Origin of the sequence: Shinella sp. S4-D37, from assembly GCF_040812195.1 — a bacterium.
Taxonomy (GTDB): Bacteria; Pseudomonadota; Alphaproteobacteria; order Rhizobiales; family Rhizobiaceae; genus Shinella.
Genome location: NZ_JBFNXL010000005.1, coordinates 913007 through 935028 on the forward strand (window position 1 = coordinate 913007; position 22022 = coordinate 935028).

The 22022-nt window shown below is 65.1% G+C and carries 25 protein-coding genes; 14 read left to right on the forward strand and 11 right to left on the reverse strand.

Features of this window, described 5'->3' with window-relative positions; genetic code table 11:
- Positions 1-104: 104 nt before the first annotated feature.
- The 3 genes from AB3G45_RS11875 to hemF form a co-directional block, all read right to left on the reverse strand.
- Positions 105-296, reverse strand: a complete 192-nt coding sequence (locus AB3G45_RS11875) for a DUF1059 domain-containing protein (protein ID WP_367830748.1) — start codon at positions 294-296, stop codon at positions 105-107.
- A 162-nt stretch (positions 297-458) separates the two neighbouring features.
- A complete protein-coding gene (locus tag AB3G45_RS11880; RefSeq protein WP_367830749.1) occupies positions 459-707 on the reverse strand; it encodes a hypothetical protein in 249 nt (82 codons plus the stop codon).
- 85 nt (positions 708-792) lie between these two features.
- The gene (hemF, locus tag AB3G45_RS11885; protein ID WP_367830750.1) at positions 793-1704 is read right to left on the reverse strand and encodes an oxygen-dependent coproporphyrinogen oxidase; all 912 of its coding nucleotides are present in this window, start codon (positions 1702-1704) and stop codon (positions 793-795) included.
- A gap of 179 nt (positions 1705-1883) precedes the next feature.
- Here hemF and AB3G45_RS11890 point away from each other — a divergent pair, with 179 nt between their 5' ends.
- Positions 1884-2141 (forward strand): hypothetical protein, encoded by a 258-nt coding sequence (locus AB3G45_RS11890; RefSeq protein ID WP_367830751.1) that lies wholly within the window; start codon positions 1884-1886, stop codon positions 2139-2141.
- Positions 2142-2253: 112 nt separating this feature from the next.
- Positions 2254-3534, forward strand: coding sequence for a hemolysin family protein (locus tag AB3G45_RS11895; protein ID WP_367830752.1), 1281 nt, complete (start codon positions 2254-2256; stop codon positions 3532-3534).
- A 19-nt stretch (positions 3535-3553) separates the two neighbouring features.
- Here AB3G45_RS11895 and soxR read toward each other — a convergent pair whose 3' ends face one another.
- Complete coding sequence (gene soxR, locus AB3G45_RS11900; RefSeq protein WP_367830753.1) at positions 3554-3988, reverse strand: redox-sensitive transcriptional activator SoxR; 435 nt, start codon at positions 3986-3988, stop codon at positions 3554-3556.
- Between the two features lie 98 nt (positions 3989-4086).
- On the opposite strand from soxR, the gene AB3G45_RS11905 reads away from it, so the two are divergent.
- Both AB3G45_RS11905 and AB3G45_RS11910 read left to right on the forward strand, forming a co-directional pair.
- Positions 4087-4659: an NADPH-dependent FMN reductase gene (locus tag AB3G45_RS11905; RefSeq protein ID WP_367830754.1), complete on the forward strand. Its 573-nt coding sequence runs from the start codon at positions 4087-4089 to the stop codon at positions 4657-4659.
- Complete coding sequence (locus AB3G45_RS11910) at positions 4656-5864, forward strand: MFS transporter (RefSeq protein ID WP_367830755.1); 1209 nt, start codon at positions 4656-4658, stop codon at positions 5862-5864. Before AB3G45_RS11905 ends, AB3G45_RS11910 begins: the two co-directional genes overlap by 4 nt.
- 46 nt (positions 5865-5910) lie before the next feature.
- On the opposite strand, the gene AB3G45_RS11915 is transcribed toward AB3G45_RS11910, so the two are convergent.
- Complete coding sequence (locus AB3G45_RS11915) at positions 5911-6372, reverse strand: tRNA (cytidine(34)-2'-O)-methyltransferase (RefSeq protein WP_367830756.1); 462 nt, start codon at positions 6370-6372, stop codon at positions 5911-5913.
- A gap of 419 nt (positions 6373-6791) precedes the next feature.
- Between AB3G45_RS11915 and AB3G45_RS11920 the strand changes: the two genes are divergently transcribed.
- From AB3G45_RS11920 to AB3G45_RS11955, 8 genes are all read left to right on the forward strand, one after another.
- Positions 6792-8645: an ABC transporter ATP-binding protein gene (locus AB3G45_RS11920; RefSeq protein WP_367830757.1), complete on the forward strand. Its 1854-nt coding sequence runs from the start codon at positions 6792-6794 to the stop codon at positions 8643-8645.
- Positions 8646-8757: 112 nt separating this feature from the next.
- Positions 8758-9030 (forward strand): type II toxin-antitoxin system ParD family antitoxin, encoded by a 273-nt coding sequence (locus AB3G45_RS11925; protein WP_367830758.1) that lies wholly within the window; start codon positions 8758-8760, stop codon positions 9028-9030.
- Entirely contained in the window at positions 9027-9338 is a 312-nt protein-coding gene (locus AB3G45_RS11930) for a type II toxin-antitoxin system RelE/ParE family toxin (RefSeq protein WP_367830759.1), read from the forward strand. Before AB3G45_RS11925 ends, AB3G45_RS11930 begins: the two co-directional genes overlap by 4 nt.
- Before the next feature lie 76 nt (positions 9339-9414).
- Entirely contained in the window at positions 9415-11283 is a 1869-nt protein-coding gene (locus AB3G45_RS11935; protein WP_367830760.1) for an ABC transporter ATP-binding protein, read from the forward strand.
- Between the two features lie 263 nt (positions 11284-11546).
- A complete protein-coding gene (gene petA, locus AB3G45_RS11940) occupies positions 11547-12125 on the forward strand; it encodes a ubiquinol-cytochrome c reductase iron-sulfur subunit (RefSeq protein WP_367830761.1) in 579 nt (192 codons plus the stop codon).
- A 14-nt stretch (positions 12126-12139) separates the two neighbouring features.
- Positions 12140-13408, forward strand: coding sequence for a cytochrome bc complex cytochrome b subunit (locus tag AB3G45_RS11945; protein WP_367830762.1), 1269 nt, complete (start codon positions 12140-12142; stop codon positions 13406-13408).
- Positions 13409-13435: 27 nt separating this feature from the next.
- Positions 13436-14317: a cytochrome c1 gene (locus AB3G45_RS11950; RefSeq protein ID WP_367830763.1), complete on the forward strand. Its 882-nt coding sequence runs from the start codon at positions 13436-13438 to the stop codon at positions 14315-14317.
- A gap of 106 nt (positions 14318-14423) precedes the next feature.
- Complete coding sequence (locus tag AB3G45_RS11955) at positions 14424-14966, forward strand: adenine phosphoribosyltransferase (RefSeq protein ID WP_367830764.1); 543 nt, start codon at positions 14424-14426, stop codon at positions 14964-14966.
- Positions 14967-15034: 68 nt separating this feature from the next.
- Here the strand turns inward: AB3G45_RS11955 and AB3G45_RS11960 are convergent, their stop codons facing one another.
- From AB3G45_RS11960 to ychF, 3 genes are read right to left on the reverse strand one after another with little or no spacing between them, the layout of a single operon-like run.
- Positions 15035-15502: a MaoC family dehydratase gene (locus AB3G45_RS11960; RefSeq protein ID WP_367830765.1), complete on the reverse strand. Its 468-nt coding sequence runs from the start codon at positions 15500-15502 to the stop codon at positions 15035-15037.
- The gene (locus AB3G45_RS11965; RefSeq protein ID WP_367830766.1) at positions 15489-15965 is read right to left on the reverse strand and encodes a MaoC family dehydratase; all 477 of its coding nucleotides are present in this window, start codon (positions 15963-15965) and stop codon (positions 15489-15491) included. Before AB3G45_RS11965 ends, AB3G45_RS11960 begins: the two co-directional genes overlap by 14 nt.
- Before the next feature lie 6 nt (positions 15966-15971).
- On the reverse strand, positions 15972-17075 hold the full coding sequence (gene ychF / locus AB3G45_RS11970) for a redox-regulated ATPase YchF (RefSeq protein ID WP_367830767.1): 1104 nt from the start codon (positions 17073-17075) through the stop codon (positions 15972-15974).
- Positions 17076-17233: 158 nt separating this feature from the next.
- On the opposite strand from ychF, the gene clpS reads away from it, so the two are divergent.
- Together clpS and AB3G45_RS11980 are read left to right on the forward strand one after the other, a co-directional pair.
- On the forward strand, positions 17234-17545 hold the full coding sequence (gene clpS / locus AB3G45_RS11975) for an ATP-dependent Clp protease adapter ClpS (RefSeq protein WP_367830768.1): 312 nt from the start codon (positions 17234-17236) through the stop codon (positions 17543-17545).
- Positions 17546-17586: 41 nt separating this feature from the next.
- Positions 17587-17970, forward strand: a complete 384-nt coding sequence (locus AB3G45_RS11980; protein ID WP_367830769.1) for a hypothetical protein — start codon at positions 17587-17589, stop codon at positions 17968-17970.
- A 52-nt stretch (positions 17971-18022) separates the two neighbouring features.
- Here the strand turns inward: AB3G45_RS11980 and pth are convergent, their stop codons facing one another.
- From pth to AB3G45_RS11995, 3 genes are all read right to left on the reverse strand, one after another.
- Positions 18023-18739, reverse strand: coding sequence for an aminoacyl-tRNA hydrolase (gene pth / locus AB3G45_RS11985; protein WP_367830770.1), 717 nt, complete (start codon positions 18737-18739; stop codon positions 18023-18025).
- A 71-nt stretch (positions 18740-18810) separates the two neighbouring features.
- Positions 18811-19560, reverse strand: coding sequence for a substrate-binding periplasmic protein (locus AB3G45_RS11990; protein ID WP_367830771.1), 750 nt, complete (start codon positions 19558-19560; stop codon positions 18811-18813).
- A gap of 21 nt (positions 19561-19581) precedes the next feature.
- Positions 19582-21966, reverse strand: a complete 2385-nt coding sequence (locus tag AB3G45_RS11995; protein ID WP_367833563.1) for an EAL domain-containing protein — start codon at positions 21964-21966, stop codon at positions 19582-19584.
- Positions 21967-22022 lie beyond the last annotated feature (56 nt).

Consider the following 22022-nt stretch of genomic DNA (forward strand, 5'->3'; position numbering starts at 1 on the left):
AGCGGGTGCGGCACGTTAAGTCCCTCCCCCTTGCGGGGAGGGGTTGGGGAAGGCCTTCAAGCCATATGCATATAGCCTTCCCTCACGAGGGAGAGGCCGGCCCGTCAGGCGGCGTCGGCCGCCTTTTCGTCGACGATGCGTTCCTTGATGTGATCGACCATGCTTTCGCGGATGATTGCCTCGCCATGGGCGGAGCGCATGTGCTCGACCGCGCGGCGGACGACCTCGGCGTCGTCAGCGGCCCGCGTATGCCAGTCGCATCCGGGGACGAGTGAACCGCATTCAAAAAGTCTCATGACCTATCTCCTGTCGTTTCAAGGGGACCAGTGTAGCAGATGCGGCCCGATCGGCCAAACCGGGGCCGGGCCCCGCGACGAGGGGCCGCATCGGAAAACGACGAGAGCCGCCCGGAGTTCCCCCCGGACGCTGTTCGTCGCCGCTTTCCCGGACGGCCGTCCTCAGGCCGCGTCGTCCTTCGCCCAGGCGTCGAAGCAGCAGGACGACTGGAGCTGGGCCGGTGTCGTATGGTGATCGACGAGGTGGTGCACCACGCTGCTGGCGAGCCGCAGCCGGGCCTCTTCGACGAAATAGGCGTGCGGCAGGTCCTGCCCGCTCTCGGCACGCACGCTTTCGGCGGCACGCTCGAGACTGTCGGGGGATTTCCGGTCAGGATGGGCCTGCACTGCCTCTTGTACTGCAATCTTCATGACTGCTTCCTCCATGGACTCATGCAGGCGGCATCATAGCACGCAAGGCGGAGAAACCGTAATCACAAGGCGGGGAGGCGGCCGGTCACGGCCAGCGCACCACCGGAGGCAGCGAGGAGAGGATCGACTCGACATTGCCGCCCGTCTTGAGGCCGAAGATCGTGCCGCGATCGTAGAGCAGGTTGAACTCGACATAGCGGCCGCGCCGCACGAGCTGCTCGTCGCGGTCCTCCTCCGTCCAGCCCTTGTTGAAGTTCGCGCGCACGATCTTCGGATAGACCATGGCGAAGGCCCGGCCGACATCCTGGGTGAAGGCGAAGTCGGCGTCCCAGCCGCCGCGCTCCTCGGGCGAATGCAGCCAGTCGTAGAAGATGCCGCCGGTGCCGCGCGGTTCGTTCCGGTGCTTCAGGAAGAAGTACTCGTCGCACCAGTCCTTGAATTTCCGGTGGTCGGCGACGGGGTGGCGGCCGCAGGCGATCTCCATCGCCTTGTGGAAGAGCGCGGTATCGGGGTCGTCCATCGTGCGGCGGCGGTCGAGCACCGGCGTCAGGTCCGCCCCGCCGCCGAACCAGTGGCTGGTGGTGACGACCATGCGCGTGTTCATGTGCACGGCCGGCACGTTGGGGTTCACCGGATGGGCGATGAGCGAGATGCCGGAGGCCCAGAAGCGCGGGTCCTCGCCGGCGCCGGGGAGCTGGCCGCGGAATTCCGGCGAGAATTCGCCGTGGACGGTGGAGGTGTGCACGCCGACCTTCTCGAAGACGCGGCCTTCCATCATCGACATGCGCCCGCCGCCGCCTTCGCCGTTCTCGCGCAGCCAGTCCCGGCCGACGAAGCGGCCCGGCTGCATGTCGGAGAGGGGACCTTGCAGGTCGTCCTCGATCGCCTCGAAGCTGGCGCAGATCGCGTCGCGCAACTGGCCGAACCAGGCGCGCGCGGCGTTCTTCTTCTCTTCGATATCCTCGGGCAGGCCTTTCGGCAGGTCTGGTCGTTCCATGGTGCTTCCCGCTGGCGGGCCGTCCCGCCGAATCACATTTCGGCCACAGTCCAGAACTTTGCGCCGTTTGGCAACCGCGGGCGGGTTCCCGGAGGGAAAGGCCGGACTCGCAAAACGTGCGGCGGCGGCTTATGTTTCTGTCGTCGAATGGGCTGCCAGGCTGCCAGGAGGAAATCTGCATGGCGCGTGTTCCCGGTCCCCCGCCTCTCGAAGGGCTTCGGCGCCATATCGAGCGCCGCCGCCGCGAAAAGCCCGCCGGCGAGGGCCATTTCGTCCGCGAGACCTTCTGCCTCGACCGGCAGGCGGCGCGGCAGAAGGCGCGCGAATGGTTCGACCTCTGGCCGAAAGCTGCCTACTGGACGGAGGTGGAAAGCTGGCGCGCCATGGAGGGGGACCGCATCGAGTTCACCATGCGCCGCCTGCCGAGCGCCGACTGACGGCACCGTGATCGGCAAGTTCGATTGACGGCGGCCCGCCGCGCCCCTATCTTGCAGCCATCGTCATCAACAGAAAGGCGCCGTTGCGGTTCTCAAGCACGGCTCACAGTCCTTGTTCGAACTCGCGATTGCTGTCTTCCTCATCCTCTTCAACGGGGTCTTTGCCCTTTCCGAACTTTCCATCGTCTCCGCCCGCAAGCCGCGCCTGAAGACCATGGCCGCGCAGGGCTCGCGCGGTGCCGCCGCGGCGCTGAAACTGGCGGAACGCCCCGGAAAATTCCTCTCCACCGTCCAGATCGGCATCACCCTCATCGGCATTCTCGCCGGTGCCTTTTCCGGTGCCGCGCTCGGCCGGCGCCTGCGCGACATCCTTTATGCCGAGGGCGTGCCGGACTGGCTGGCCGATCCGCTCGGCTACGGCATCGTCATCTTCGTCATCACCTATCTGTCGGTGGTGGTCGGCGAACTGGTGCCCAAGCAGATCGCGCTGAAGAACCCCGAGCGTTTCGCCGCGCTCGTCGCGCCGTCCATGTCGCTGCTCTCCAGGATCGGCGCGCCGGCGGTCTGGATTCTCGACGCCTCGACGCGGCTGATCTTCCGCCTGCTGGGCCAGCACGAGGTCGCCGAAAGCGTCGTCACGGACGAGGAGATCAAGACGATCGTCGCCGAGGCGGAAGCCGCCGGCGTCATCGAGGGCGGCGAGAAGCTGATGATCGCCGGCGTCATGCGCTTTTCCGACCGCGAGGCGCGTGGCCTCATGACGCCGCGCAACGACGTCGACTGGATCGACCTCGGCGACACGGTGGAGGAAATCCACCAGACCCTCAACGAGAGCCAGCATTCCCGCCTGCCGGTCGCCGACGGCGGGCCGGAGACGATCGTCGGCATCGTGCAGAAGCGCGAACTGCTCTCGGCCGTGCTCACCGGCCAGTCGCTCGACATCCGCAGCTTCATCCGCCCCGCGCCGATCGTGCCGGATACGATGGATGCCATGCGCGTGCTCGACAAGCTGCGCACCGCCGAGGTGCCGATGATGCTGGTGCACGACGAATACGGCCACTTCGAAGGCGTCATCACGCCCGCCGACGTGCTGGAGGCGATTGCCGGCGTGTTCCGCGCCGATATCGAGGAAGGCGACGACGACTATGCGGTGCAGCGCGAGGACGGCTCCTGGCTGATCGCCGGCTCCATGCCGATCGACGAGATGGCCGACCGCCTCGGCCTGCAGCTTCCGGGCCGCCGCAGCTACCAGACCGCCGCCGGCCTCGTCATCGAATCGCTGCAGAAGCTGCCGAAAACCGGAGAAGCCACGGAAATGCAGGGCTGGCGCTTCGAGGTCGTCGACATGGACGGCCGTCGCGTCGACAAGCTGCTCGCCACGCGGCTGGATTGAGCCAATCCCGTCAGGAAGGTCAGGGCTCGAGCAGCCTCGGGCCCGGCCCCTCCGCGGCCAGTTCGTCCAGCGGATTGCGCAGCGGGCATTGCTGCATCGACAGGCAGCCGCAGCCGATGCAGCCGTCGAGCTGGTCGCGCAGCTTCGTCAGGCGGGCGATGCGCTCGTCGAGCTGGCGGTGCCAGATCTCCGAGAGCTTGCGCCAGTCGAGACTTGTCACCGGCCGGTCGTGCGGCAGGACCGACAGGGCGTCGGCGATCTCCGAAAGCGGAATGCCGGTGCGCTGCGCCACCTTGATCACCGCCACGCGGCGCAGGATGCTGCGCGGATAGCGCCGCTGGTTGCCGCGGTTGCGCTGACTGTGGATCAGCCCCTTCGTCTCGTAGAAGTGCAGGGTGGAGACCGCGATGCCGCTGCGCTCGGCGACCTCGCCGACGCTGAGTTCCCGGGGCATGCCGGTCTTCGGACATTTTTCCGTCATGGCTGTTGACCTCAACTTAAGTTGAGGTTTTATACCAGCGGCTCCCCGCATTTCCAAGACGGAGCCCACGCATGACTGACAGACTGACGATCGCCCTCATCTATGGCAGCGGCCGCGAAGGGCGCTTTGCCGATACGATCGCGGCATGGCTGGAGCCGGAACTCGCCGGCTTCGGCCAGTTCAACATCGTGCGCATCGACCCGATGGAGCTGACCTTCACGCCCGGCGGCCTCGACGAGGCCTCGGCGGCGCTGGTCGAGAGCCGGATCTCGCAGGCGGATGCCTTCCTGATCGTCACGCCGGAATACAACCATGCCTATCCGGCCGCGCTGAAGGCGATCATCGACTGCTGTTTCCGGCCGTGGCATGCCAAGCCGATCGCCTTCGTCGCCTATGGCGGCGTTTCCGGCGGCCTGCGCGCCGTCGAGCAGTTGCGGCTGGTCTTTGCCGAGTTGCATGCGGTGGCGATCCGCGAGACGGTGAGCCTTGCCCATGCCTGGACGCATTTCGACCCGGTCGGCAACCCCTTCCGTCCGGGCCAGCTCACCGGCCAGCTCGCCGTCCTGATGAAGCGCCTGACCTGGTGGGCGAACGCGCTGAAGGCGGCGCGCATCGCGACCCGCTATGACGAGGTCGCGGCATGAAGCCGGAGCACTATGCGACAGCGGAAGTCGCCCGCTCTCCGGCGGAATTCCGGCGCAACGCGACGCTGCTCTTCATCAGCACGCTCACCATCATGTCCGGCGCGACGATTTCCGCGTCGCTGCCGGGCATCGCGGCGCGCTTTGCCGATGTGGAGAATGTCGCGCTGCTCAGCCGGCTGGTGCTGACGCTGCCTGCGGTTTTCATCGCGCTGTTCTCCCCGGCGGCCGGTTTCCTGGTCGATCGTTTCGGTCGCAAGCCGCTGCTGACGGCCTCGCTCGCGCTGTTCGCCATTGCAGGCGCCTCCGGCCTCGTCCTCGATACGCTGCCCGGCCTCCTGGTCGGGCGCGCCGTGCTGGGCCTTGCGGTCGGCGGCATCATGACGGCGACGACGGCGCTGGTCGGCGATTTCTTTCAAGGGCCGGCGCGCGATCGCTACATGGGCCTGCAGCAGGCCTTCGTCGGTGTCGGCGGCACGCTTTTCCTGACCGGCGGCGGTTTCCTTGCGGAAGTCCACTGGCGCGGGCCGTTCCTCATCTACACGGTGGCGATCCTGCTGGTGCCGGCGGCGCTCGCCTTCCTGCCGGAGCCGCGCGGGGCGCGGCCGGCCGGTCCTGCCACAGTCGCAGACCGGCTCGGCGGGCGCGCCACCGCCTTGCTCGTTCTGCTTTTCCTCGCCGCCGCGGTCAACATGATCGCCTTCTACATGATCCCGACGCAGCTTCCCTTCTACCTCGAATCGCTCGGCTTCGCCGCGCCGAGCCTTGCCGGCACGGCGATCGGCGCGGGACAGCTCGTCGGCGTGGTGAGCGCGCTCGCCTTCGCGCCCTTCCGGCGCATCGCCGGCATCATGGGGGTCTTCGGCCTCGGCTTCGTCTCGGCCGGCCTGTCGTTCCTGCTGCTCTCGGCTGCGGAAAGCTATGCGGGCGTGCTTGCGGCCATGGCCGTCTCCGGTGTCTGCATGGGCACGATCATGCCGAATTTCGCGGCCGCCGCGATGCTGCTCGCCCCGCCGGCCCGGCGCGGCCGCGTTTCGGGCCTGCTGGTGTCCAGCATCTTTGCCGGCCAGTTCCTCTCGCCCCTCGTCTCGCAGCCGCTGATCGCCGCATCGGGATATGACGGCGCCTACGCCCTTGTCGGCGCCGTCGTGCTGGCCTTCGGCATCGTGGCCTTCGCCCTGCGCTGGTTGTGGCCGGGCGATGGCTAGGGGCGGGGCGCTTTTGCGGTTCGAAAGGGAGCGGAAACGTGTGCTGTCAGGCAAACCCCGTCTGGCGCAGCGCCTCGCCGCAGATCATTGCGGCGGAAAGCGCGACATTGATGGAGCGTTGTCCCTCAAGCATGGGAATGAGCACCCGGCCGTCTGCCCTGTCATGCACATGGTCCGGCACGCCGGCGCTTTCGCGGCCGAAAAGCAGGATATCCGTCGGCCGGTAGGCGAAATCCGTATAGCGTTCGGCGGCCTTGGTGGAGGCGAGCACGAGGCGCCGGCCGCTTTCCTTGCGCCATTCCTCATAGCGCTCCCAGGTGACATGGCGCGTCAGCGTCACGGCGGCGAGGTAATCCATGCCAGCCCGTTTCAGGCTGCGGTCGGACAGGTCGAAGCCGGCCGGCTCGATGATGTCGACGGAAAGACCGAGGCAGGCGGCAAAACGCAGGATCGTCCCGGTGTTGCCGGCGATATCGGGCTGATAGAGGGCGATGCGGAGCGCGGACATGCGGCTTCGCCTACAGCAATTCCGGCCGGAGCGCGATGCGGTTTTGCGGGCGGAGGCGCGAAAAGATGCAAGGCGGGCGCTCCGTCGCGGATGTGGCGGCGGGGCAACAGAATTGGCCGGAAAGGCGGAATCGCGACGAAGTGGCTGGCAAATTGTGCCGTTTCGGGCTACCAAGGCGCATCTTCAACGCGAGAAAGGGAGGATCATCATGGATACCACGTATCGACCGCGCCTCCCGGCTGGATTTACGCCTCTTCTCGCGTAGGCGCTTCGCCACCAGATTCCCAATCGCCTTTTCATTTTACGTCGCCGTGTGACGCTTATCGCCACCCCACGGCAATCCTGCCGGAACCCCGTTCCAGACCGCGCCCCTTCTGCGTCGTCCGCGCCGGTTCCGTCTTTCCATTACGGAGAAAGCCATGTTCGGCTGGTTCGAAAGACGTTTGAATCCCTATCCTTCCGAGGCGCCCTCGCTGCCTCCGAAAGGCCTTTTCGCCTTCCTCTGGCACTATACGCGACCGGCCGCGCCCTGGCTGGCGTTGCTCGGCCTGTGCTCCATGGTGCTCGGCATTGCCGAAGTCGTGCTGTTCCAGTTCCTCGGCAACATCATCGACTGGCTGTCCAACAGCGATCCGAACACGTTCCTTGCCCGTGAGGGCGGTACGCTCGTCTGGATGGCGGCGCTGCTGCTGCTCGTCATTCCGGGCTTCGGCGCGCTGCACACGATGACCATGCACCAGGCGCTCGCGGGCAATTTCCCGATGATCGCCCGCTGGCAGATGCATCGCTACCTCATCCGCCAGAGCATGACCTTCTTCTCCAACGAGTTCGCCGGCCGAGTCTCGACCAAGGTCATGCAGACGTCGCTTGCCGTGCGCGAGACGGTGATGAAGATCATCGACGTCTTCATCTACGTGGTGAGCTACTTCGTCTCGATGATCGCGGTCATCGCCTCGGCGGACCTGCGCCTCGTCGTGCCGCTGCTCGTGTGGTTCGTCGTCTATCTCGGCATCCTGCGCTACTTCGTGCCGAAGCTCATGGTGATCTCCCGCGAGCAGGCCGACGCGCGCTCGATGATGACGGGCCGGATCGTCGACAGCTACACCAACATCGCGACGGTAAAACTGTTCTCGCATGCCGGGCGCGAGGAGAGCTATGCCCGCGAAGGCATGAACGAGTTCCTCGTCACCGTCCACAAGCAGATGCGCCTGATCACGCTGTTCAACATCTTGATCGACGTCAACAACGTCATCACGATGTTCTTCACGGCGGCCATCGGCATCTATTTCTGGATGGCGGGCGACGTCTCGGTCGGCGCCGTCGCGGTGGCCATCGGCCTTGCCATGCGCATCAACGGCATGTCGCAATGGGTGATGTGGGAAGTGACCGCGCTCTTCGAAAACATCGGAACGGTCTATGACGGCATGGGCATGATGACCCGGCCGCACGACATCCAGGATGCGCCGCAGGCGCCGGCCCTGCCGGCCGCAAGGGGCGCGATCGACTTCGATCATGTCCGCTTCCACTACGGCAAGAACAAGGGCGTGATCGAGGATCTGTCGCTGTCGATCGAGGCAGGGGAGAAGGTCGGCCTCGTCGGTCGCTCCGGCGCCGGCAAGACGACGCTGATGAACGTGCTGCTGCGCTTCTACGACCTTGAATCCGGCAGGATCACCATCGACGGCAGGGACGTCGCCACGGTGACGCAGGACAGCCTGCGCTCGCAGATCGGCGTCGTCACGCAGGACACGTCCCTGCTGCACCGCTCGATCCGCGAGAACATCGCCTATGGCAAGCCGGATGCGAGCGACGCGGAGATCATCGAGGCGGCCAGGCGCGCCAATGCCTGGGACTTCATCGAGGGCCTTACCGACCAGCAGGGACGCACGGGCCTCCATGCCCAGGTCGGCGAGCGCGGCGTGAAACTGTCGGGCGGCCAGCGCCAGCGCATCGCGATCGCCCGCGTCTTCCTGAAGGACGCGCCGATCCTGGTGCTGGACGAGGCGACCTCGGCGCTCGATTCCGAGGTCGAGGCGGCGATCCAGGAAAACCTCTTTGCCCTGATGCAGGGCAAGACGGTGATCGCCATCGCCCACCGCCTCTCGACGCTGACCGAGATGGACCGCCTCGTCGTCCTCGACAAGGGCCGTCTCCACGAGACCGGCACCCATGCCGAACTCGTCGCCAGGGGCGGCATTTATGCCGACCTGTGGACCCGCCAGTCCGGCGGCTTCATCGCCGACGACGCCGAGGCGGAAGTGGCGGCGGAATAGCCGGGCGGAAGGCACCCCTTTCCAGCAGAAGGGGTGCCTTCATATCTGTTCTTATCTATTGGGATTCTTTGAGGTGCTGTGCTATTCTATGGCAATGAACAAGGAGCATCCCATGGCGACCATCACGATTTCCCTGCCGGATACCCTGAAATCTTTCGTCGAAAGCCAGATCGAGACGAAGGGCTACGGCAATGTCAGCGAGTATTTTCGCGGCCTCCTGCGCGATGCGCAGGAAAAGGAAAACGAGGCCCGGCTTGAGGCCCTGCTGCTTGAAGGGCTCGCCTCCGGCAAGGGAGATGTGCCCGATGATGCCTTTTGGACGGACTTGAAAGCGGAGGCTGCCCAACTGCTCGCCGCACGTTCACGCAAAAGCAACGCGCGTTGAAGACGGTCGTCCTTCCATCGGCCCGCGCCGATATTCTCCGGCAGATCGACTATTTCGTCGAAATCGGGCAGAGCCTTGTGGCCGATCGATTCCTTGCAGCCGCGCGCGCCGCCATCGATCACATTTCCCATACGCCGCAGGCGGGGGCGCCGCGCTCGGTCAAAAATCGCCGGCTTGCTGGTTTGAGGACCTGGCCCATAGATGGTTTCGATGATCTGAAAATCTACTATCTGGTCTCGCCGGATGAAGTGGCGATAGTCCGCATTCTCCATGGACGCCGGGATATCGCGCGCATCCTGGAAGGATAGCGTCCGGCCGTTCCGAGAGGGACCACCTTTCCAATCTTTAATTTGTCACTCGTCAAAAACCGCCTATATCGGGGGCATGATCTTCCGCTCGCTTTTCTCCTGGTTCGAGAACTGGATCCAGCCCTTCGCGCGGCGCGACGATCTTCGCCCGCCGCAGGGACTGCCCGCGTTCGTCTGGTTCTATGTCGGTCAGGCCAAGGGGCCGTTCGCCGCGATGCTGGTGCTCGGCGGCATCACGGCGGGCATCGAGGCGGCGACCTTCTGGTTCGTCGGGCGGCTCGTCGATATCCTGGCGACGGTGAAGCCCGCAGACGGCTGGAGCGGGCTCATGGCGGCCCACGGGCCGGAGCTTCTGCTGATGCTCGGTCTCATCGGCCTCGTGCGCTTCGTCGTGACGTTCTTCACGGCGCTGGTCGACCAGCAGGTCATCACGCCCGGCTTCTACAATCTGGTGCGCTGGCAGTCCTATGTGCATGTCGCGCGCCAGTCTCTCTCCTTTTTCCAGAACGACTTTTCCGGCCGCATCGTCACGAAGGTCTGGTCGGCGGGGCAGGCGACCGGCGACGTCATCACCTCCTTCATGGAGAGCGTCTGGTTCGTGACGATCTACACCGCCTCGACGCTGGTTCTCCTGGGCCAGCTCGACTGGCGGCTCGCGGCCGTGCTCGGCGTGTGGCTCGTGGTCTTCTCCGTGCTCGCGCGCTATTTCGTGCCGCGCATCCGCGAACATTCGCGCCAGACCGCCGAGGCGGCCTCGATGCTCAGCGGCCGCATGGTCGACGCCTATTCCAACATCCAGACCCTGAAGCTGTTCGGCCGCGACGAGGCGAACGACCGCTACATGCGCAGCGGCTTCGACATCTTCCAGAAGACCACGCTCGATTTCACGCGCTTCCTGACGGGGGTGCGCGCCTCCATGGCCTTCGTCTCCGGCCTGATGATCGTCGCCATGGCGATACTCTCCATCCATCTCTGGCTCGGCGGCGTCGCCAGTTCCGGCGCCGTCGCCTTCACCATGGCGCTGGTGCTGCGGCTGAATTTCCTGCTCAACCGGCTGATGACGCAGCTCAACAGCATCATGCGCAACATCGGCACGATCCAGAATTCGGCCGATCTCATTTCCCAGCCGATCGGCCTCGTCGACAAGCCGGATGCGGCGGACATGAAGGTGGTGCGCCCGGAAATCCGTTTCGAGGCCATCCGCTTCCACTATGGCCGACAGTCCGGCGTCATCGACGACCTGACGCTGGCGATCCGGCCGGGCGAGAAGGTCGGCATCGTCGGCAGGTCCGGCGCCGGCAAGTCGACGCTGGTCAACCTCCTGCTGCGCTTCTACGATCTGGAAGGCGGGCGCATCCTCGTTGGGGGCGAGGATATCGCGGCGGTGACGCAGGAGAGCCTGCGCGCCAATATCGGCATGGTCAGCCAGGACACCGCGCTCCTGCACCGCTCGATCCGCGACAACATCCTCTTCGGCGATCCCGATGCCAGCGAGGCCGAGATGATCGAGGCGGCGCGGAAGGCCGAGGCGCACGACTTCATCCTCTCGCTGGAGGACCAGCGCGGCCGCACGGGCTATGACGCCCATGTCGGCGAGCGCGGCGTCAAGCTGTCGGGCGGCCAGCGCCAGCGCATCGCCATTGCCCGCGTCATGCTGAAGGACGCGCCGATCCTCGTGCTCGACGAGGCGACGTCGGCGCTCGATTCGGAGGTCGAGGCGGCGATCCAGTCGAACCTCGAGCGGCTGATGCGCGGCAAGACCGTGCTCGCCATCGCCCATCGCCTGTCCACCATCGCCGCGCTCGACCGGCTGATCGTCATGGACCGCGGCCATATCGTGGAGGAGGGGAGCCATGCGGAACTCGTTGCCCGCGGCGGTCTCTATGCGGATCTCTGGACGCGCCAGTCCGGCGGCTTCCTCGGTCATGAGGAAGCGGCGCAATAGCGCCGCAAAGCGTCGTTTCTCACACGCTTTCCAAGCCCGGAACCGCTGGATGTTCAAGGCGATGCCTGTGCCTTGTCAAGATGCCCCGTTTTTCCCGCGACAATGTGCCCACCTCCCCTTGCCAAGGCTGGACATAATTTGCGATCAAGCATAGAACGCGCCGGATTGACGGGGAATCTATGGCCGCATTGTGTCCGGATATTGCCGGTTTCCAAAGGGGCGTTGCGGTTTCCGCAGACTTTGCGTGAGAGGATGGTTTAGCCGTGAGCGAACACGAGACAACAAGCGAATCCCATGGCGAGCCCACTCGCCGCGATTTTCTTTACCTGACCACCGGTATGGCGGGCGTCGTGGGCGGCGTTGCGGTTGCCTGGCCGTTCATCGACCAGATGCGTCCGGATGCGTCCACGCTGGCGCTCGCCTCCATCGAGGTCGATGTCTCCAGCCTGACGCCCGGCATGTCGCTGACCGCCAAGTGGCGCGGCAAGCCGGTCTTCATCCGCAACCGCACGGACCAGGAAGTCGAAGAGGCCAAGGCCGTCCAGCTTGCCGACCTTAAGGATCCGGTCGCGCGCAACGCCAATATCGCATCCGACGCGCAGGCGACGGACCTCGACCGCTCCGCCGGCGAGGGCAAGGAGAACTGGATCGTCATGATCGGCTCCTGTACGCATCTGGGCTGTGTTCCGCTCGGCCAGGCCGGCGATTTCGGCGGGTGGTTCTGTCCCTGCCATGGTTCTCACTACGATACCGCCGGTCGTATTCGTAAGGGTCCGGCCCCCGAGAACCTGCCCGTGCCGACCTTCTCGTTCGTATCCGACACAGTCATCAAGATCGGTTGAGGGGACACCTGATAATGAGTGCTGAACATTCCACCTACCAGCCGACGACTGGCATCGAAAAATGGGTCGATTCGCGCCTGCCTCTGCCGCGCATGATCCATGACAGCTTCGTGTCCTACCCGGTTCCACGCAACCTGAACTATGCCTACACCTTCGGCGCCATGCTGTCGGTGATGCTGATCGTGCAGATCCTGACCGGCATCGTGCTGGCCATGCACTACGCCGCCGAAACCTCCGTCGCGTTCAACTCGGTCGAGAAGATCATGCGCGACGTGAACCACGGCTGGCTCCTGCGCTACATGCACGCCAACGGCGCGTCCTTCTTCTTCATCGCGGTCTATCTCCACATCGCCCGCGGCCTCTACTACGGCTCCTACAAGGCGCCGCGCGAAATCCTCTGGATCCTCGGCGTTGTCATCTACCTCCTGATGATGGCGACGGGCTTCATGGGCTACGTTCTGCCCTGGGGCCAGATGTCCTTCTGGGGCGCGACCGTCATCACCGGCTTCTTCTCGGCCTTCCCGTGGGTCGGCGAATGGATCCAGCAGTTCCTGCTCGGCGGCTTTGCGGTCGACAACCCGACGCTGAACCGCTTCTTCGCGCTGCACTACCTCCTGCCCTTCATGATCGCCGGCGTCGTCGTCCTGCACGTCTGGGCGCTGCACGTCACCGGCCAGACCAACCCGACCGGCGTCGAGGTGAAGTCCAAGACCGACACGGTCGCCTTCACGCCCTATGCCACGCTGAAGGACGCGCTCGGCGTATCGGTCTTCCTGATCGTCTTCGCCTGGTTCATCTTCTACATGCCGAATTACCTCGGCCACCCGGACAACTACATTCCGGCCGATCCGCTGAAGACGCCTGCCCACATCGTTCCGGAATGGTACTACCTGCCGTTCTACGCGATGCTGCGCGCCATCACCTTCAATGTCGGCCCGATCGACTCCAAGCTTGGCGGCGTCCTCGTGATGTTCGGCGCGATCATCGTGCTGTTCTTCCTGCCCTGGCTCGACACGTCCAAGGTTCGCTCGGCCGTCTACCGCCCCTGGTACAAGCTGTTCTTCTGGCTGTTCGTCGCCAATGCCATCCTGCTCGGCTGGCTCGGGGCCATGCCGGCGGAAGGCATTTACGTCATCCTCTCGCAGCTCGGCACCCTCTACTACTTTGGCTTCTTCCTCGTGCTCATGCCGGTTCTCGGCCTGATCGAGACCCCGAAGCGCATTCCGAATTCGATCACGGAAGCGGTTCTGGAAAAGAAGAACGCCAAGGCGGTCAAGGCCTGATAGCGAGCGACGAAAGGAACCATGACAATGAAAAAGCTTGTTGCAGGCATTCTGTCGCTCGCACTCGTCGCCGGTCTCGGCGTCTCCCTCGCCACGGCGCAGGAAGACCATGCCGCTGCCGGCGGTGCGGAGGCGGAGCACGCCACGCCCCACTACCCGATCCACAAGCCCAAGCAGCAGGACTGGTCGTTCGCCGGCCCGTTCGGCAAGTATGACAAGGGCCAGCTCCAGCGCGGCCTGAAGGTCTATACCGAAGTCTGTTCTGCCTGCCATTCGATGAGCCTCGTCTCCTTCCGCACGCTGGAAGGCCTCGGCTACTCGGAAGCCCAGGTGAAGGCTTTCGCGGCGAACTACGAAGTGCAGGACGGTCCGAACAGCGACGGTGACATGTTCACCCGCAAGGCCGTTCCGTCCGACTACTTCCCGTCGCCCTACGCCAACCACGAGGCGGCCGCCGCCTCGAACAACGGCGCGGCTCCGCCGGACTTCTCGCTGATCGCCAAGGCGCGCGGCATCACCCGCGGCTTCCCGCAGTTCGTCTTCGACATCTTCACCCAGTACCAGGAAGGCGGGCCGGACTATATCTACTCGCTGCTGACGGGGTATGACGAAGAGCCGCCGGCGCATATCGAAGTCGCGGAAGGCACGCACTACAATCCGTACTTCGCGAATGCCGCGGCGCTCGCCATGGCGCCGCCGATCTCCGACGACCAGATCACCTATGACGACGGCGCGCCGCAGACGGTCGACCAGTATGCGCACGACGTCGCCGCCTTCCTGATGTGGGCCGCCGAGCCGCATCTGGAAGAGCGCAAGCGCACCGGCTTCATGGTCATGGTCTTCCTGGTGATCTTCACCGGCCTGATCTACCTGACGAAGAAATCGGTCTACGCCAACAAGGAACACTGAGCGGCCCTGTCGCTCTGTCGAAAGGCGGCCTTCGGGCCGCCTTTTTTGTTGTGGGGGGATGCCGCACCTGCAATAAACGGGAAAACCCTCCGCAGCCGGAATTTTCATGTCTACACTCGAAAACGAACTCGTCGCCGCGATCCGCAACATCCCGGACTATCCCAAGCCCGGCGTCATGTTCCGCGACATCACCACGCTGCTCGGCAATCCGCGCGCCTTCCGCCGCGCCGTGGACGAGCTGGTGCATCCCTATGCGGGCATCGGCATCGCCAAGGTCGCCGGCATCGAGGCGCGTGGCTTCATCCTCGGCGGCGCCATGGCGCATCAGCTGTCGACCGGCTTCGTGCCCATCCGCAAGAAGGGCAAGCTGCCGCACGAGACGGTGCGCATCGCCTACAGCCTGGAATACGGCGTCGACGAGATGGAGATGCACAAGGACGCCATCAGGCCAGGCGAGAAGGTCATCCTCGTCGACGACCTGATCGCAACCGGCGGCACGGCGGAGGCGGCGGTGAAGCTGCTGCGCCAGATCGGCGCGGATATCGTGGCGGCCTGCTTCGTCATCGACCTGCCGGAGCTTGGCGGGCGGAAGAAGCTAGAGGCGTTGGGCGTGGAAGTTCGCACGCTGGTGGCGTTCGACGGGCATTGAGGGCGGCCGCCCGCGACCTATCATCTGTGGCGGCGGCACCCCGACAATGCGGATTGGCGCTTGAGCCTTCAGACGAATTCCAGAACCGTGCTCTCGAACCGGATGACCGGCTCGCCGTTCTGGTTCGTCCCCGCGCACAGGATCGTATTGATCAGCCGGCCCGGCCGTGAGGCGAGTTCGCGCGAGGCCGTCAGCGTCACCGAATAGGTGATCGTGTCGTCGGCGAAGACCGGTTTCAGCCAGCGCAGGTTCGTGAAGCCCGGCGAGGGGCCGAGGTTCGGCGGGGCGATGCCTTCACCCGCAAGCCGCCTGTATTCGCCCGTCCAGAACGACACGAAGCATTTCATCCAGCCGGCGGCGGAATGCCAGCCAGAGGCGCACAGGCCGCCGAAGAGGGCGTGCCGGGCGAGTTCCGCGTCGAGATGGAAGGGCTGCGGGTCGAAATCCTTCGCGAAGCGGATAATGTCCTCCGCCGTGAAGGTGAGGCTGCCGATCTCGACGGCCTCGCCGAAGGCGTAGAGCTCAGCCATGCGCATGGTCGGCTCCCTTTTCGGCAAGGCGCATCATGTGGGTGAATTCACAGAGCGCGACGGTTTCGCCGCGCTGGTTCGTCACCATGGCCCGTATCCGCACAATGCCGATCTCCGGCCGGGAACGCGAAACGCGCGCCTCCAGCACCTCGCAATGGCCCCCCAGCGTGTCGCCGGCGAGCACCGGGCGCTTCCATTCCATGACGTCCACGCCGGGCGAGCCTTCCGAGGTCGAGCCGGCGATATAGGCCTCGTAGAGCATGCGCATCATGACCGCGCTGGTGTGCCAGCCGGAGGCGGCGAGCCCGCCGAGGATGCTGGCGCGGCCGGCCGCCTCGTCGAGATGCATCGGCTGGGGATCGAACTCCTGCGCGAAGGCGACGATCTCGTCTGCCGTCAGCGTCCGCTGCGCAAAGGCGAAGCGGCGGCCGGGCGTGAAGTCCTCGAAGGCCAGTCGCGCGTCCGTCATTGTCTCTTACGTGTTGAAGCGGAAATGGATGACGTCGCCGTCCTCGACCACGTATTCCTTGCCTTCGTCGCGGCCCTTGCCGGCTTCCTTGGCCCCGACCTCGCCCTTGTAGGCGATGTAGTCGTCATAGGCGATGGTGAAGGCGCGGATGAAGCCGCGTTCGAAATCCGTGTGGATGACGCCGGCGGCCTGCGGGGCCTTGGTGCCGCGCACGATCGTCCACGCGCGCGTTTCCTTGGGGCCGACGGTGAAATAGGTGATGAGGTCGAGCAGGTGGTAGCCGGCGCGGATGAGCCGGTCGAGGCCCGCTTCCTCGAGGCCGAGCGCCGAGAGGAATTCGGCCGCTTCCTCCTCCGGAAGCTGCGCGACTTCCGATTCGATCGCCGCCGAGATGATGACGCATTCGGCGCCCTGTTCCTTCGCCATGGCGGCCACGGCCTCGGTATGCGCGTTGCCGGTCGAGGCATCGGCCTCGGCGACGTTGCAGACGTAGAGGACCGGGTGCGAGGTGAGGAGGTTGAGGCCCTTCAGCACCTCGATCTCTTCCGGCGCCAGCGTCTTCAGGAGCAGGCGGGCCGGCTTGCCCTCGTTGAGCAGCTTCACCACGGCTTCCATGATCGGAAGCTGCGCCAGGGACTCCTTGTCCTTGCCGGTGGCGCGCTTGCGCGTCTGCTCGACGCGGCGCTCCAGGCTTTCCAGGTCGGCGAGCATCAGTTCGGTCTCGATCGTGTCGGCGTCGCCCACCGGGTTGATGCGGCCCTCGACATGGGTGATGTCGTCGTCCTCGAAGCAGCGCAGCACATGCACGACGGCATCGACTTCGCGGATGTTGGCGAGGAACTTGTTGCCGAGGCCTTCGCCCTTCGATGCGCCGCGCACGAGGCCGGCGATGTCGACGAAGGAGATGCGCGTCGGGATGATCTCCTTGGAGCCGGCGATGGCGGCAAGCGCCTTCATGCGGGGATCGGGAACCGCCACCTCGCCGGTGTTCGGCTCGATGGTGCAGAAGGGATAGTTTGCCGCCTGGGCGGCCGCCGTCTTGGTCAGCGCGTTGAAGAGGGTCGACTTGCCGACATTCGGCAGGCCGACGATACCGCATTTGAAGCCCATGGAGGTGGTCCGTTCGTCTCAAGAAAATCGTTGCCCTCGCTATGGGGGATGGCGGGGGCAGGGTCAAGGGCTTCGGCCCCGCGGGGCCTTGAAGTCGCCTCTCCTGCGGTGCACAATGGGCCTTACACCGCTCGAAGCCAATTCACGAGGAGCTTCCCATGAGCAATGGTGACACGACCCTTGAACCCAAAACCACCACCAAGCCGAAGCTCGAACGGCCGAAGCTCTACAAGGTGCTTCTGGTCAACGACGACTATACGCCGCGCGAATTCGTCGTGCTGGTGCTGAAGGCGGTGTTCCGCATGGCGGAGGAGACGAGCTACCGCGTCATGATGACCGCGCACAAGATGGGCACCTGTGTGGTCGTCGTCTGCGCGCGCGACATTGCCGAGACCAAGGCGAAGGAGGCGACGGACCTCGCCAGGGAGGCGGGCTTTCCGCTGCTCTTCCAGACGGAGCCGGAGGAGTAGACCTTCACCCGATATTAGCCGCTGCTGTTTAGGCTGGCGGCATGGTCGAAGAAGCCGCCACCTGGCACTATGCCGTCGCCTTCGTGCTCTGCCTCGTCCTCGGGGCGATCGGGCATGTCTGCCGCGCGGTCTTCAACGTCTTTCCGGACCGGTTGTCGGACAGGCCGATGCTCGATCTCATGATCAGCGACGGCTACGACTGGAACGACCGGATTTTCGGCACCGAATATGACGATGCCGGCTACTACAGGCTCGATTCCTGGCGGAATTTCCGGAACGCGACCGTCGGCTGCGGCCTTGCCGGCCTCGCCGTCATGCTCTTCTCCGACGGTGCCTCGGGCCTTGTCGCCAAGGGCCTCGATACCGGGCTCGCCTGGTTGTGGGAGCTTTTCGTCTACCGCATCGAAACGTTGCGCTGGCTCTGACTAGAGCCGCAGTGTCCGACGCCGAAGCGACTTCGCTTCGGCTGGAAATGCTCTATTCGCCCTTGTTGCCGAGCAGCTTCTTCAGCATCTCCGCCATCGGCCCGGTCGTGGGTAGGATCTTCGGCTGGGCGTGGTTGCGCGCCTGGCGGATATGGGACTGGCCGACCGGTTTCTGCGCGGGCGCCTTTTGCGCCTCCGGCTTGCCGCCGGTGGCGAGCGCCAGCTTGTTCATCAGCTGCGAATCCTCTCCCCGCACCAGCATGTCCGCATTGAGCGCGAGTTCGTCGAGCAGCGGATCGAGCCAGGTGTGGTCGGTCTTGGCGAAATCGCCGAGCACATGGTGGGTGACGAGTTCCTTGACGCCGGGGTGGCCGATGCCGAGGCGCAGGCGCCGGTAGTCCTTGCCGCAATGGGCGTCGAGCGACCTGATGCCGTTGTGCCCGCCATGGCCGCCGGCGACCTTGATGCGCGCCTTGCCGGGCGCGAGGTCCAGTTCGTCGTAGATCGCGACGATGTCCTTCGGGGCGAGCTTGTAGAAACGCATCGCCTCGCCGACGGATTCGCCCGAAAGGTTCATGAAGGTCTGCGGCTTGACGAGCAGCACCTTCTCCCCGGCAAGCTCGCCCTCGGCGATTTCCGCCTTGAACTTCTTCGACCAGGGTGAGAACGGGTTCTTGCGATGGATCGCGTCCAGCGCCATGAAGCCGATATTGTGGCGGTTGCCCGCATATTTTGCGCCCGGATTGCCGAGCCCCGCGATGATCTGCATGGATTGGTCCGCCAAAAGGATCTCTTCGGCCTTCACCACCGCGAAAGCGGCTGGAAGTCAACCGTCCGCGCTTATTTCTTCGTGCCGTTGTCGGCCGTGCGCGTGTTCGGCGGCAGGCCGTAGGCGGTGAAGATGCGGTCCTGTCCGCCGTCGACGATGAGCGCGTCGAGCGCCGCCTGCAGCCGCTCGATGAGGTCGGGCGGCGTGTCCTTGTGGCAGGCGATGCCGTAGACCTGGCCGGCCATCAGCATGGCCTTTTCGACGGGCTGGCCCTGGTTGACCAGGTTCTCGTAGGTCTTGATCGACGTCGGCAGCAGGTCGATGCGGCCGGAGAGCAGCTTGCGCATCGAAATGTCGATATCGGCGGCAAGGTCGATCTCCTTGAAACCGAGCTGTTCAAGCGCCTCCACGGCGAAGTCGCCGCGCTGCGAGCCGACCTTCATGGCGAGCGCCTCGCGCAGGCTTGCCGGTCCCTTGCTGCCGTCCTTGCGCTTCAGCAGCACCATCTCGTCCTTCAGGAGTGGATTGACCCAGGCGAAGCGAGCGGCGCGCTCTCGGTTGTAGCCGGTCGTGAAGACGCAGTTCATGGGCTGTTTCTCGGCCAGGGCGAAGGCGCGGGCCCAGGGCATGATCTCGATCGTGTAGTCGATGCCGGCCGCCTTCGCCATCGCTTCGACCTGCTCGACCGCGATGCCGGTGATCCTGCCGTCCCTGGAATAATTGAAGGGGGCGTATTCCTCCGTCACGAAATGCAGGGTTTCGGCATGCGGCGCGGAAAAGGGAGCGAGCGACAGGCAAAGCGTCAAAAGCAGCGTCTTCATCGTCTCGTCCTCAATGCTTCGTCAGGAGGCGGCCCGGTGTTCCGGCCTGTCCGCCGTCGTGAAATCGTCCAGCTTTTCCAGGAGCGCGTCAAGCGGAAGAGGGCGGCTGAGGAGATAACCCTGGCCGAATTCGACATGCATGGACTGGAGGATATCCCACTGTTCCGTCGTCTCGATGCCCTCCGCCACCACGGCGCAGCCCATCTGGTGCGAGATGGTGCGGATGCCTTCTACCAGCATACGGCTCTTGCGGCGCACGTCCGGCTGGTCGGAGGACAGCGAGCGGGTGAAGGACTGGTCGATCTTGACGATATCGACGGGGAAGCGGTTGAGGTAGGACAGCGAGGAATAGCCGGTGCCGAAATCGTCGAGCGCGATGCGGCAGCCGAGATCGGAGAGCGCGTCGAGCACTTCGCGCACCACGGGATTGTCGAGCATCAGCACGGCCTCGGTGATTTCCACGACGATGCGCGACGGCGTGATGCCGTGCTCCAGGAGCAGGGCGGCAAGGCGGGCCGGCAGGACGGGCTCGAACTGAAGCGGCGAGAAGTTCACCGCGAGATAGCTGTCGGCAAGCCCTTCCAGTCTGGAGATGAGGGCGAGGCTGGCGATCGACTTCGACAGGATGCTGTCGCCGATGCGGCCGATCGAGCCGTTCTCCTCGGCAATGCCGATGATCTCGGCCGGCGGCAGCAGGCCGCGTTCGGGATGGTTGAGACGCATCAGCGCCTCGAAGCCGGCGACGCGCCCGTCGGCGAGCGAGACGATCGGCTGGAGATGGGCGGTGAACCAGTCGTCGCGCAGGCCCTGGTCGATGAACTGCTCCGTTTCCAGCCGCTTGCGGGCGATGTCCACCATGTTGTTGTCGAAGAGCTGCACGCCGTTCTTGCCGCTGCGCTTGCGCGCATACATGGCCATGTCCGACTTCTGCAGCAGGCAGGCCGCCGTCTCGGCCTGGTCGGGATAGACGGCGATGCCGATGCTGGCGCTGACGTTGAGGTCCGCGCCGTTGATCGTGAGCGGCGTGCGCAGGCTCGCCACCAGCCGCTCGCTGACGTCCATGGCGAGCTGGCGGGCGTCCGGCGCGGCGAGCAGGATGGCGAATTCGTCGCCGCCGAGCCGGGCGATGCGGTCGCCCGCGCGCAGTTGCCGGCGCAGGCGCGTCGCCACCTGGCAGAGCACCTCGTCGCCCGCCGCATGGCCGAGATTGTCGTTGATCCACTTGAAGCGGTCGAGGTCGACGAAGAGGCAGGCGAGCTGCTGGCCGAGCTTGTCGGCCGTGCCGATCAGTTCATCGAGCACCGATTCGAAACCCTGCCGGTTGAGCAGGCCCGTCAGGTGGTCGGTGATCGCCTGGTGATGGTTGCGGTTCTCCGCCTCCTTCAGGTCGGTGACGTCGGTCATGACGGACAGCGACAGCGCCTGCCGGCGGCTGCTGGCCGCGACGCCGGTTTCCAGGATCAGCACGTCGATCATGCCGCCGTCGGCGCAGCGGAAGCGCACTGTCGCCCCGCAGATGCCGCCGTCCGCGCTGTTTTCGGCATGGCGCGCACGATAGGCCTCGCGCCAGTCCTCGGCGACGAAATCGGTGAATTCCTGGCCGATCACCGCGGCGCGGCGGTAGCCGGTCGCGGTCAGCCAGTAGTCGCTGACGGCGGTGATGCGGTTGTCCGCGTCGATGGAGAACAGCATGGCCGGCGTCAGGTTGTAGATGTCGGTGGCGCGGGCATGGGCGAGCTTCAGCTCGTTCTCCTCGCGCTCCAGCTTGCTCTGCATCTCATTGAAATTGTGGGCGAGGGCGCCCATCTCGTCGTTCGACGTCCAGTCGACATGGTGGCGCGAGCCGAGCCGGCGCGTCGCCTCGATGGCTGCCGTCAGCCGCATCAGCGGGCGGATGATGGTGATGCGGTTGCCGATGATCGCGGCGGTGAAGAGCGTCGCCACGGCGAAGAAGAAGATGGCAAAGATGCTCATCTCGTCCGTGGAGAAGCGCGAGAGGAGGCCCTTCTTGCGGATCCAGATCTCTGCCGTGCCGACCTTCTTGATGCCGTCGCTGGCCTTGTAGAGGATGTCCGCCTTGACGATGGAGCGGGCCTCGTCCGGGTCGGGGCGGTTGGCGGGCTGGCTGATGTCGATGACGTCGGACGTGTCGCGCACATGCACGAAGGCGATGTCGGCATCCGCCTGCAGCGCGCCGACGATCTGGTCGATGCTCTCCTTGTCGAAATCCCACAGCGGCTTGCCGAGCGCCTGGACATTGGCTTCGAGCAGCACTTCGGTGTTCTGCAGGCGCTCGCGCGCGACGCGGTCGGACGACAGGATCAGGAAGAGCACGAAGAGCGGGGCGACGAAAATGAGCAGGGCGCCGATGACGATGGCGATGAAGCGGCTTTCCACCGAATGCATTTTCATGCCGGTCGCCCCCCTGCCATGATGCCAAGCCCGCCGCCCATAACGCCCCT